Source organism: Spiroplasma citri (assembly GCF_001886855.1).
In the GTDB taxonomy this organism is placed as follows: domain Bacteria; phylum Bacillota_I; class Bacilli_A; order Mycoplasmatales; family Mycoplasmataceae; genus Spiroplasma; species Spiroplasma citri.
The window spans coordinates 687,037-699,952 of sequence record NZ_CP013197.1; the positions used below are offsets into that span (position 1 = coordinate 687,037).

General features: G+C 29.1%; 13 protein-coding genes. All 13 read left to right on the forward strand.

Annotation, left to right across the window (positions count from 1 at the left end):
* Positions 1–146 precede the first annotated feature (146 nt).
* The 13 genes from SCITRI_RS03710 to SCITRI_RS09915 all read left to right on the forward strand — a co-directional run bounded on the left by SCITRI_RS03710 (position 147) and on the right by SCITRI_RS09915 (position 12,765).
* Positions 147–413 (forward strand): hypothetical protein, encoded by a 267-nt coding sequence (locus SCITRI_RS03710; RefSeq protein ID WP_071937275.1) that lies wholly within the window; start codon positions 147–149, stop codon positions 411–413.
* Positions 400–720: a hypothetical protein gene (locus SCITRI_RS03715; RefSeq protein ID WP_071937276.1), complete on the forward strand. Its 321-nt coding sequence runs from the start codon at positions 400–402 to the stop codon at positions 718–720. The genes SCITRI_RS03710 and SCITRI_RS03715 overlap by 14 nt, the downstream gene beginning before the upstream one ends.
* Positions 657–869, forward strand: a complete 213-nt coding sequence (locus SCITRI_RS11360; protein WP_071937277.1) for a Holliday junction DNA helicase RuvB C-terminal domain-containing protein — start codon at positions 657–659, stop codon at positions 867–869. Before SCITRI_RS03715 ends, SCITRI_RS11360 begins: the two co-directional genes overlap by 64 nt.
* Before the next feature lie 65 nt (positions 870–934).
* Positions 935–1,222 (forward strand): hypothetical protein, encoded by a 288-nt coding sequence (locus SCITRI_RS03725; RefSeq protein WP_071937278.1) that lies wholly within the window; start codon positions 935–937, stop codon positions 1,220–1,222.
* 71 nt (positions 1,223–1,293) lie between these two features.
* The gene (locus tag SCITRI_RS03730; RefSeq protein WP_237238105.1) at positions 1,294–4,470 is read left to right on the forward strand and encodes a protein translocase SecDF, variant type; all 3,177 of its coding nucleotides are present in this window, start codon (positions 1,294–1,296) and stop codon (positions 4,468–4,470) included.
* A 25-nt stretch (positions 4,471–4,495) separates the two neighbouring features.
* Positions 4,496–5,008, forward strand: a complete 513-nt coding sequence (locus SCITRI_RS03735) for an adenine phosphoribosyltransferase (protein WP_071937280.1) — start codon at positions 4,496–4,498, stop codon at positions 5,006–5,008.
* A gap of 51 nt (positions 5,009–5,059) precedes the next feature.
* Entirely contained in the window at positions 5,060–7,309 is a 2,250-nt protein-coding gene (locus SCITRI_RS03740) for a RelA/SpoT family protein (RefSeq protein WP_071937281.1), read from the forward strand.
* Between the two features lie 93 nt (positions 7,310–7,402).
* Entirely contained in the window at positions 7,403–8,632 is a 1,230-nt protein-coding gene (gene scm1, locus SCITRI_RS03745; protein ID WP_071937282.1) for a motility-associated protein Scm1, read from the forward strand.
* Between the two features lie 95 nt (positions 8,633–8,727).
* Positions 8,728–11,484 (forward strand): alanine--tRNA ligase, encoded by a 2,757-nt coding sequence (gene alaS / locus SCITRI_RS03750; protein WP_071937283.1) that lies wholly within the window; start codon positions 8,728–8,730, stop codon positions 11,482–11,484.
* A complete protein-coding gene (ruvX, locus tag SCITRI_RS03755; protein WP_071937284.1) occupies positions 11,477–11,896 on the forward strand; it encodes a Holliday junction resolvase RuvX in 420 nt (139 codons plus the stop codon). Before alaS ends, ruvX begins: the two co-directional genes overlap by 8 nt.
* Positions 11,897–12,030: 134 nt before the next feature.
* On the forward strand, positions 12,031–12,198 hold the full coding sequence (locus tag SCITRI_RS09910; RefSeq protein ID WP_157092853.1) for a hypothetical protein: 168 nt from the start codon (positions 12,031–12,033) through the stop codon (positions 12,196–12,198).
* Entirely contained in the window at positions 12,167–12,568 is a 402-nt protein-coding gene (locus tag SCITRI_RS03760; protein WP_071937285.1) for a hypothetical protein, read from the forward strand. Before SCITRI_RS09910 ends, SCITRI_RS03760 begins: the two co-directional genes overlap by 32 nt.
* A 23-nt stretch (positions 12,569–12,591) precedes the next feature.
* The gene (locus tag SCITRI_RS09915; protein ID WP_155522090.1) at positions 12,592–12,765 is read left to right on the forward strand and encodes a hypothetical protein; all 174 of its coding nucleotides are present in this window, start codon (positions 12,592–12,594) and stop codon (positions 12,763–12,765) included.
* Positions 12,766–12,916: the final 151 nt, after the last annotated feature.

The window sequence follows — 12,916 nt, forward strand, 5'->3', positions numbered from 1 at the left end:
TAGTATAAGATTATTTTAAATAGTTATGGTTTTTTAGATTTAGCAACAAAAAAATTTTTTGTGATTTATTAGCAATACCAACAATTGGAGTTAAAACTGCTGTTAAATTATTACAACAAATTAGTGTAGAAGATTTGTTAACTTTAGTGCAACAAAATAATTTGCATAAAATTGAGCAATTATGGGGATTAAAAGTTCATAGTGGTCGAATTTTATTTAATGCATTACAAAAAATTTATTTCACAAAAAAATATAATAATTTACAAAACAAAGTTATTAATTGTTGCAAAACATTAGGTTATTCTTTAACAACTATTTATCAAACAATTAATGCAATTAAGCAACCACCAACGCAACTTGACCAATATTTAAAAATAGTTTTAACAGCAATAAGGAAAAATGCAGTCACTTAATTTTCGCGCCGATAATTTTGAAAAATATATTGGTCAAGAAAGCATTAAAATAAATTTAAAAATTATGATAGCAGCTAGTCAAAAACAACAATTACCTTTAAAACATATGCTCTTTATTGGCTGCAGTGGAATGGGGAAAACTTGTTTAATGCAAATTAAAACTTTTGATTTAGTTTTTATTGATGAAATTCATGCAATTAGTCAAGAAGTGAGTGAAGCTTTATATCCAGTTCTAGAAGATAATTGTTTAAACTTAATTTTAGGAAAAGTATATATCATCTTTTTCAACAAAAACCATTTAGTTTAGGGACATTAGGTCAAATTTTAAACGAACCTCTTTTAACAATTACTAATAATTTGGGACCATTTTTATTAAAAAAAGGTTATTTATTGAAAACTCCACGAGGGCGGATGTTGACGTCTAAAGCAATTCAATTTTTAAAAAATTTAACATAAATTGCTTAATTTTTTAAATAACTTAGTTATAATAATAGTTAGAACTAAGGTAAGGTGTAAATCTAATGCAAAATTATCAAAAAGAACAACAGCAAATTGCTAATTATGTTTTAAAAATGATTAGTTTAAAAACAGTTGATTTAAAGTTATTAAATCGGAATATTACTGAACAGGATGTTATTAATTATTTATTAAAAATAATTTTAGTTGATAAAAAAATTATTGATGTTAGTGATGCTGCTTATTATATTTTTAATATTAAACTTAACCGGATAATTGAATATATGAATAATCAAAAAATTACTGATCCAGATTTATCATTAGATGATTTTAAAGATATGTTTATTAAATAATAGTAATATTAGATAATAAATAGTGTACAATATATAAAGAAAAGTTGAAAAGTAGAATAGTGGTGTCAAGCGTGGGAAAGAAAGAACAAGTTAAAATAATTAAAGAGCCAAAAAATAAAAAAGCAATAAGTCGGTTAATTATTCGAATAGGAACATTAATTGTTTTGATTATTGCTATGATTGTTGGTGCGTTTTTTTCCGCGGATAGTTTTCGTTATTCATATCGAACAGGAATTGTTTATTCAGGAGGATACCAAGCTCAAATTGATGTTTTTGACAAAAGAGACCCTAATTATTCACCTGATACCCCAAATGGAGATAGCAAAAAAGGTTTAGAATTATTACGAAATAAATTAGATCCTTTATCAAACCAAAATTTATATTTACAAACATTAGGGCGTAATTCGGTTGATGTAATTGTTGGAAAAGATATGTTTAAATCTTATAGTGAATTAAGTAAAACAATTCAACGATTAGGAGCACTTTACTTAACTGATAGTAAGGGAAAAGATTTATTAATTAGTGATAATAATGGCACAAAAGAACGAACACCATTAAGCGATGTTATTTCTGGTTCAGTAACAGGAGTTGACCAAGCACGTCGACCAATTATTACATTAGAAATTAAAAATCAACAAAAGTGAGATAGCATTATTAATAGTCTAAAGCCATCAGAAGGTGGAAGGCAAGCACAACCACTATATATTTGAACTGATATTGGTCAAATGATTGATGATTTACGACATGATACTGATAATCTGCAAGCAATTGCAACTTTGTTTAGTGTTGATATTCGTAGTAAAGTTTCTTCAACTGATTGAACAAATATTTATCATATTTTTGATATGGAATATTATGACAATGGTACAGCACAAATTCAACCTGGGAATTTGTTAGACTTAGCATTAAGGTATCCAATTTCGCAAGTTAAAGAATGAATGGAAGATAGTCGTTTTCGGTTTACAACATTGCCGACAAATCGCTTATTAATTGATCCAAACGATAAAGCTGCAACAACAAATGCGTATATTGATCCATTACGACCATATTTACAAACAATTATTGAATATAATAGTGCTTTGACAGAAGCATATAAAAAATATGTTATTAATTGAAATTCAATTAAAATTGGAACTGGTGCTGTCGAAAATTCAAATCAAATTACAACATCAACAGAGACTGAAGCTCGTCAAATTAGTAACTTGATTAATGGGGGATTAAGTGGTTTAGAATTTACTATTCGTGGTTATCGTGAAATCCCACCTGTTGTTTCAGCAAATGTGTTTAAAATCTCAATGATTATTTTAGGTGTTCTAGTTTTAGCCATTTTTATTGTATTATTAGTTTATTATCGTTTATTTGGTTTAATTGCCATATTAACCTTATTGTTTACAATTATTTCAACCTTGTATTTTTCATCTTTATTAAAGGTTGAAATTTCACCAGAAAGTATTGCAGCATTAATTATTGCTTTTGGATTATCGTTAGAAGGAAACTTGCTTTTCTTTTCACGGTACAAACGTGAGCGGTATGAAAATAATATCCCATTTGAGCCAGCAATGAAGATTGCCAATAAACAAACAATTGCTGTTTTTGTGGATGCTTTAGTTGTTTTAATCATATTAGGGTTATCACTATTTTGAACAGGAACTAATAATATTAAATCATTTGCCACAATTTTATTAGTTGGTTTAATTATTGCAATTATTATGGTTTTTGCCGTAGCGCGGTTAATGTATTGAATTGTCATTAAGTTACATTGACAAGAAAAATATCATTGATTAGATGTTTCACGATTTTCATTATGAACTTGATTGGTTAAAAAACAATCAAGAACCCTAGCTATGGATGTTAAGAAGGTGGATTCTTCAGCGACTGATCCTCCACCTAAGACCGAATTAAACGTTACTGCTAATGGTGAAACAGAATTAGCTGCTTCAACCCAAGCAGAAAATAAAAAACCTAAACAAATAAAACATGGAAAATGAACCTTTTATAATATTACAAAATGAACCCCAATTGTAGGAATAATTTTATTAATAATTGCTTTAGCAATCGGTTTTGCTGGAAAAGCAAATATTGCTAATTCAATTAAACCGGGAATTAATATTACAATTAATGAAGATTTATGAGGAACAGATGGGTCTAAGCAAGTTCCAGATGAAGTTGCAATTGCCAAGTTAAAAAATCAAATTGAAGAGTATCAACAAATAACACATCATAATTTTAGTTTCAATATTTATGTTATTAAACGACAAGATAGTGGAAACAGTAATCGTATTTTAGTTGTTAGTACGAATATTACCAAGGGAACTTTTGAACGTGATTTGTTATCAAGCATTGCTTCATTCTATGGTGCTAGCCCTAGTGATGCATCATTATCATTACAACAAACTGACCCAGTTATGGAAGGCTATATCTTAAAAATTGCGGCCATTAGCCTTGCAATTGCTTTAGCATGTATTTTTGTTTATACATTATTCCGATTAGATTGAGGACAGTTTGTTGGAATGGTGTTAGCTGCGATCTTTACGTTGGTTGTTACTATTGCTATTGCAATTATTACGCAGTTGTTAATTACCTTTGAAATGTCAATTGCTTTCTTAACAATTTTTGGTTTTGCAATTGCCTTTGAAACAATGGTGATGGTGCGAGCAAAACAAAATAAAAAAACAATTAATATCCGTGAGTATGAAACATTCTTTGCCTATATGTCAGAACATCGTGCTCAAATTAAACGTTTACGTCGTGCACATAAGGTTTATTATCAAGAGGAATTAAAAAAATTAGCAATAAAAAATCCAGATTTAAAATTAAAAGCGCTGAAAAAACAATACCGGGAACAATTACATCGGGTACAATTAGCAGCAAAAGATATTAAAAGTAAAAATCATAAAATAATTCGAGAAATTCGAAAAGAGTTTCGAGTTTATAATTATGAACATAACTTTTTACAAAAAGTTGCTAATGTTACGATTAAACAAATGTTACAACATTGTTTAACATTAGGAATTATGTTTACAATTTTATTAATTACTTTGGCAGCTTTTTCAGGAACATGATTTGGCTTTAATGTTGTTATTTTAATTGGTTTAATTATTGGTATGTTTGTGACATTATTTGTTGCAATCCCAATTTGAGTAGCATTAGAAAAATATCGTGCCTTAAATAAAATCCGTGTTAAAAATTACTTAGATTCACAACGTGTTGAAGTTGACGAACAAGTTGTTGTTGGGATTAATGATTAATTAATCAAGAAAGGGATTTTTAAAAATGGATCTAAAAAAATTTATTGTTGATATTCCTAATTATCCAGAGAGAGGTGTTATTTTTCGTGATATTACTCCGTTGTTAAATAATGCCTTAGCTTTTACAACAGTGATTAATCAATTAGCAGCTTATGCTGTTGCCCAAAAAGCAACCGTAATTATTGCTCCTGAAGCACGTGGCTTTTTGTTTGGGCCAGCTGTTAGTTATTCTACCAATTTACGATTTATTCCTGTGCGAAAAGTAGGAAAATTACCACGACCAGTTATTAATGTAAAGTATAGTTACGAATATGCGGAAAATCAATTAGAAATTCATGCTGGAGATTTACAGCCAAGTGATCGTGTGTTAATTGTTGATGATGTTTTAGCATCGGGAGGAACAGCTCGGGCAATGTGTCAATTAGTTAACCAAGAGCAAGCAACAGTTGCTGGATTGGCATTTGTGATTGATTTAACATATTTAAATGGTAAAAAAGATTTAGATTCATATCCAATTAAAACCCTGATTGAATATTAATTCTAAACGCGATATAATTATAATCATTATAAGAAAAAGGGGTTGTTTATAATGGATCGAGATATTAAATACGAAGAAGTCTTAGCCCAAATTAAGTTGTATATTAAAGATGAAGCAACATTAAAAGAAATTCAAAAAGCATACGAGTATGCTGAAGAAAAACACCATGGGCAAGTTCGCAATAGCGGCGCAGCGTATATTATTCATCCATTATGAACAACCTTTTTTTTGGCACAGTGACGAATGGGACCAAAAACTTTAATTGCTGGGTTATTACATGATGTTTTAGAGGATACTCCAGCCACATTTGAAGAATTGCAAGAATTGTTTGGGATTGAAATTGCTAATTTAGTTGAAGGGGTAACCAAAGTTAGTTATTTTGCGAAAGAAAATCGGACACAAATAAAAGCACAATACTTACGAAAGTTATATTTATCAATGGCGAAAGATATTCGGGTAATTATTGTCAAATTAGCTGATCGTTTACATAATTTAAAAACAATTGGTTATTTAAAACCAGAACGTCAACAAATTATTGCGCTAGAAAGTTTAGAAATTTATTCAGCAATTGCTCATCGTTTAGGAATGAAAGCTGTTAAACAAGAAATTGAAGATATTAGTTTTAAAATTATTAACCCCGTGCAATATAATAAAATTGTTTCATTATTAGAATCAAGTAATAAAGAACGAGAAAATACTATTAATCAAAAAATTGAAGAATTAAAAAAAATTTTAATTACTGAAAAAAAGATGTCAGTAAAAGTGTATGGACGGAGTAAATCAATTTATTCAATTTATCGTAAAATGAATCAGTTTGGGAAAAACTTTGATGATATTCATGATATTTTAGCTGTCCGCATTATTACAAATAGTGTTGATGATTGTTACAAGGTATTAGGTTTTGTCCATCAGCATTATACTCCATTAAATAATCGTTTTAAAGATTATATTGCTACACCAAAACATAATTTATATCAATCTTTACATACGACAATTGTGGCTGATGATGGTCTTATTTTTGAAGTTCAAATTCGAACTGAAGAAATGGATGAATTAGCAGAACAAGGGGTGGCTGCTCATTGACGTTATAAAGAGGGCGAAAATTATGATATTGCGAAAAAACAAAAAGATATTGATGAGCGGTTAGATATTTTTAAACGTATTTTAGATTTAGAAAATATTTCAGTACAAGAACGAGATGAAATTCAACAAGAAGTTTATAAACCGGATCATTTAATGGAACAAATTATTCAAAATGATATTTTTTCTTCTTTAATTTATGTTTTAACGCCAAATGGGAAGGTTGTAACATTACCTTTTGGTTCGACTGTTCTTGACTTTGCTTATAAAATTCATTCTGAAATTGGTGAAAAAACAATTGGGGCAAAAATTAATGGTTTATTTTCACCAATTTCAACTGTTTTAAAATCAGGTGATGTGGTTGATATTAAAACAGCAGCAACCCAAAAGCCAAATCACTCATGACTAGTTGTGGCAAAAACATCATCTGCTTTACAAAAAATTAAGAAATATTTGAAAAAAGAATTAGTTGAAGTGACTAGTGATGCAAAATCAGTTAATTTAGAAAAAATTAAACAAACTAAGTCACAAATTGAAGAATATATTGCAAAAAAAGATTTAAAATGAAAGTTAGTTAATTCAGAAACACAATTAGAACGATTGCATGCGATTAATTTTAATAATATTGAAGATTTTTTGTTAGATGTTGCTAATGATGAATATACTTTAGAAGAAGCAATTAATTTAGTTTATTTAGATCATGAAACAAGTCAAAATGAAAAAATTTTAAAAAAATTACAAGATAAACAATATAAAAAAGCACAATTAAAAGATGATATTATTGTCCAAGGAATTTCAAATATCAAAGTTGTTATTTCCCAATGTTGTTTGCCAATTCCATATGAAGACATTACCGGTTATGTTTCTAAAGCCGAAGGAATTAAAGTTCATTTAAAAACATGTCGTAATATTCAAAGTGGTGATAAGCAAGACCGACAAGTTGAAGTTAGTTGAAATGAAGCAGTTTGTAAAAATAAGCAATATGATTGTGCCATTCGGATTGAGGCAATTGACCGACCAGCCTTGCTAGTTGATGTAACAAAAGTATTAAGTCATTTAAATGCATCGGTTCAAATGATGAGCGCCAATGTTTCTGGTGATTTAATGAATTTAACAATTAAAACAATTATTAAGGTTAGTAATGCTGATCGCTTGCAACAAATTCGGTCATCATTATTGACAATTCCGGACATTAAAGTGGTAGAACGAGTTATGATGTAATGTCTTAATCCCTTCAGAACAAATAAAAAATATCATCTTCCTTGTTTTTTTGGTATAATGTATTTATAATTATTTAGAAACGTGGAGGAGACTATGACATTAAAGTCTTGACTAAAATTTAGTACTATATGATTTTTAGCAGTGATTGTAATTATTATTGCTGGGGCAGTTGTTCCAACATTAAATCAACAAGTAACAGCATTAAAACAAGAAATTATTAATTCATTAAGTGTTAAAGGATTAAACCCTAATCCATTAGAAACTTTACAGGGAGATAGTGCTTATAATATTTTAAATTTTTTATTATCATATGGTTCTTTTCAAGCAATTTTTAGTTTAAATGGATTTGCGCTTTTTAAATTTTGAGTAATTGATTTATATATTTTTGTTCCTATTTTTACATTAATTGCAGTTGGAACAGCAATTTTTGTAATTGTTTTATTAACAAATATAACAGCGGCACATTGAAAATGAAATGTTCGTTTATTAGTTGGGAAATGAATGACAAGAATTGGTAGTTTGACCTTGTATCTATCTTTATTTTTAGGATTATTTTTCATTGCCATTGCTGATGGTTTCGCTTTTGTCCTGCGTGAAAAAATTTGCTGATATAATTTAACTAATGGTCAAGGATTGGTAACTTGAATAAACAATGGACAATATCAACCAAATGTTTTTTCGATTTTCGGTTTAATAATTAATCAAGATGGCTTAGGAGCGTTTTTTGCTCAAGCACCAATGATTATGCAAGCAGGAGCCGTATTAATTATTTTTATGATGCCTCTTGCTGTTGCTAGTGTTGTGATTGGATTATCAATTCGTATTGCAATTGAATTATTATTACCATCATCAGCAGGTCATCGTGGTGGGTTTGTGACTACTTTTATGCAATGATTAGGATACATTAATATTTCTTCGCGCCGTGAACTTTGCCAACGCTTAGGAAGCAATATTGGCATGATTTTATTAATGATTGGTTTTATTGTTATTATGATTTTCCCTGCTTTCACATCAACAACCGGATATGTGACAGCTAACTGAATTATTTTACTAGTTGCAATAGTATTAATGATAATTAGTTTTATTCCACTTTATTTTATGTTATTTTGTTTAGCACGTTTACAAGAATTTTCATATAATTTATTAATGTTTGTTCAAATGCTAACATGGTTGGTAATTGGTTTACTTTGACAAACTTTAATGTGAACAATATTTAGACAATATTTTCAATATCCAGCCGTTGTGCCTGTAATTACGACTTTCTTTTTTGTTAATATTTTGTTAGTTTCGTTTTATTTATTGGTTCGAGGATATCGAAAATAGGTTTTTGGTAAGAACTTCTTTGAAATAAAAAAGTTTTTTTCATTTGGTATGCTATAATCCTATTAATTAATTATGAAAGAGAAGGGAATATTAAAATGACAAAATTTACAGCAAATGCAATTCGCAAAATGTGGTTAGATTTTTTTCGTAGTAAGGATCATTATGAATTACCTTCAGTATCATTGATTCCCGTTGATGATCCGTCATTATTATGAATTAATTCTGGAGTGGCAACATTAAAACCATATTTTGATGGGCGAAAAACGCCACCATCACCACGCTTAACAAATTCACAAAAATCAATTCGAACTAATGATATTGAAAATGTTGGTTATACAGCACGTCATCATACTTTATTTGAAATGCTTGGTAATTTTTCAATTGGTGATTACTTTAAAAAAGAAGCAATTATGTATGCTTGAGAATTTTTAACTGATAAAAAATGAATTGGATTTGATCCTGCCAAATTATATGTCACAATTTATAAAGATGACCAAGAAGCTTATGAAATTTGACGCAATGTAATTGGTTTAAGTGATGAACGAATTATTAAAGGTGATAAAGATACTAATTTTTGAGAAATTGGAGCAGGGCCATGTGGACCTAATACCGAAATTTTTTATGACCGTGGGGAAAAATATGATCCTGAGCAGATAGGTTTAAAGTTATTACAAGATGATTTAGAAAATGACCGTTATTTGGAAGTTTGAAATATTGTTTTTTCACAGTATAATAATAATGGCAATGGTACATATACTGACTTACCACGAAAAAACATTGATACTGGTGCTGGATTAGAGCGAATTGCTTCAATTATTCAAGAAACACCAACTAATTTTGAAACTGATTTATTTATGCCAATTATTAAAGCTGTTGAAAAATTAGTAAATGTAAAATATCATTATGATGAAACGGCATTGTTTAGCAATAATTCAGAACAATTAAAAATTAATACTGCATTTAAAGTGATTGCTGATCATATTCGGGCAGTTACTTTTGCAATTGTTGATGGAGCTTTTCCCGGGAATAAAGATCGTGGTTATGTTATTCGACGTTTAATTCGTCGTGCTAGTTTATACGGGAAAAAAATTGATTTAACAGAACCATTTTTATTCAAATTAGTGGGAACAGTAGTTAAAATTATGCAAGAATATTATTCTTATTTAGTTGAAAAACAACCAATTGTTGAACAAGCTGTGTTAGATGAAGAAAAAAAATTTTTAAAAACATTAGAACAGGGAAGTAAACTTTTCAATGAAGTTAAAACAAAATATGGAACGATTTCAAAAGAACATGCTTTTCGTTTATTTGAAAGTTATGGTTTTCCAATTGAATTAATTGAAGAAGAAGCACATGAAGTAGGAATTAATGTTGATCGTGCTGGTTTTGATGAATTATTAGAAAATGCAAAAACAATTTCACGTACTAATCGAAAAGATATTAAAGCAATTCATTTACAAAGCGAACTTTTTACAAAATTGGATGTTGCTAGTCAATTTGTTGGTTATGAATATGAACAAGTTAATAATACAGAAATTGTCTTTATGTTTGCTGATGATAAGCCAGTCACAAAATTAACTAATACAACAGGATATATAATTTTAAAAGAAACGCCATTTTATGCTGAAAAAGGTGGGCAAGCAGCTGATCACGGTTTAATTTTAAAAGATAACACGACAGCTTATGTTCTAGATGTGCAACAAGGACCAAATAAACAACATTTACATTTTGTTAAAGTTGAAGGGACACTTGCGATTGGTGATTTGGTCAATGCTTCAATTGATAGTGATCGTCGTTTTTATACTCGGAAAAATCATTCAGGGACACATTTAATTCATGCTGCTTTACGAGAAGTGTTGGGAAACCATGTTATGCAAACTGGTTCTTATAACGATGCTGAACGTTTACGTATTGATATTACTCATAATCAAGCAATTACACCAGCAGAAATTACAGCTGTGGAAGGTTCTGTTGCAAAGGCAATTAAGACAGCAATCCCTTGCGAAATAATTTATACTGATATGCAAACAGCATTAGATGTTCATCATGCGCTAGCTTTTTTTACAGAAAAATATGATGCTGAAGTTCGAATTGTTAAATTTGGCACTTATTCTTGTGAACTTTGTGGAGGAACCCATGTTGCTAATTCACAAGATGTTGAAGACTTACTAGTAACTGGTCTTGAATCAAAAGGAGCTGGAACATTTCGAATTCATGCGATTACTTCAAATAAAACAATTGCTAGTTATTTAAATGAGCAATTTTTAAAAGAAAAAACTGAGGCAATTAATTATTTTGATAAATATAATCAAGGCAAGGCTGCATTACTTGATCAAAGTTTAGATCAAACCTGAGAACAAATTAGTAATCTAACTGTTTCAAAACCAAATTGAAAACAGTTAAAAGAATTAGTAGCACAATTTAAAGAAGATTTTAAACGTTGACAAAAACAATATGATAATATTTTAATTCAACAATTTGTGAAACAATATAACACCTTTTTACCACAAGATAAAAATGGAATTAATTTTTTAACTCATCAATTTACAACAAAAGTTGATATTAATGCTTTAAAAGTGTTAATTGATGATTATAAAGCTCGATATAGAAACTTACTAATTTTCTTAGTTGATGTTAGTGATGAAACGCAAGCGACATTAATTGTTGGTGTTAGTGACGATTTACATGATCGTTATCAAGCTGGTAAAATTATTCAACAATTAAATCCACTACTGAATGGTAAAGGTGGCGGCAATAACAGTGTTGCTCAAAGTGGTTTTAACAATAAAGATAAGACTGTTCTTGTTAAATTATTAACTAACCCTCTGGAATTTTTAAAACATCATGGCTAAGTATTATTTAGCAGTTGATGTTGGTAGTAAAACACTAGGCTTAGCGACAAGCCAGGGTTTGATTGCAACTGGTTATGGTGTTTATCGCTTTCCAGAAAATGATTTTTTACAAGCAGCACAATATTTGGCGGGGTTAATTACAACTGAACAATTTAGTGATATTATTGTTGGCTATCCAAAAAATATGAATAATACAATTGGACCCCGTGCTTTAATGGTTAGTGATTTTGTTAATTTATTAAAACAATTATTAGATCCAACGATAACAATTCACTTGGTTGATGAACGATTAACAACACATCAAGCTCATCAAATAATGTTAGAAGCAAATCTTTCCCGCCAGAAACGAAAACAAAAAAAAGATAGTTTAGCCGCACAATTAATTTTAGAAACATATTTACATCAAAAATAAAAGAGCTCTCTGCTTTTATCTTTTTAATGCTTAATTATACAAGTATTAATATCAAAAACAAAAAAAAAAAAAAATAATATAATTTTAAAGAAAGAATTTATTGACGATTATAATTTAAAATTTGAGGTAAAATGATGGCTAGTAAGAAATTAAATGAAACAAAACAATTACAAGAAGTTAATAATAATTTAAAAATAAATGTTAATGAAACAATGCTTGTTAAAATGCTAACTAAGTCTTGAAAAAAAATCAGAACCATATTTAAAGTTAATGGAAGAATATCAAAATTTAAATTCAAATAGTTCAATTGATTGAAATCAACGTTATGAAAAAGAATATGAAAAATTTGTTAAATTATTATTAGGAGAAAATGCACAATTTAAAAAAATCCCAGGTAAGAAGTCATCATTATTTAAAAAAGAATTGACAAAAAATGCAAGCAGTAACAAGAAAACTATGGGATTAAATCCTAGTCAGTTAAAATTATTGGCAAAACGAAAATTATCGCGAGTTGAAGATTTATTTCCATCGCGAGTTGTCCGTGGTTATCAAGCATCACAAGCAACAATTGAATCAGAGTTAAAGGAACCACGTCAAACTTTTTTAAATAATAATGAATCTGTCTTAGCAAATTTGACAACTGAGCACAAGTTGTTAAGAATGAAAAACTAGCATTAGATGAAAATATAAATCCTGTGAAAGTGTCTTCTTCATCAGAAAAATATGAAAATATTATTAGTAAGTTAAATCCAAATCAACAGCGATTAATTCGACAACGGAACGAACATTATGGCCGATTTCAAAGTCAAACGCAAGGTTCAAAAAATAATAGTTTAAACGAAGAAACTATTGAATCAAAAAGGATTTAATGTACAAGCTAAGGAACATGCAAATAATTGAGGATTAAATAAAAATCAATTACAGTTGTTATCACGTCGAGATAATACTAAGTATGATGTCCATCCATATCTGAACCGAGCACGCGAAGGGGCTATTATTATCCAGAAGAAGATTATTCTT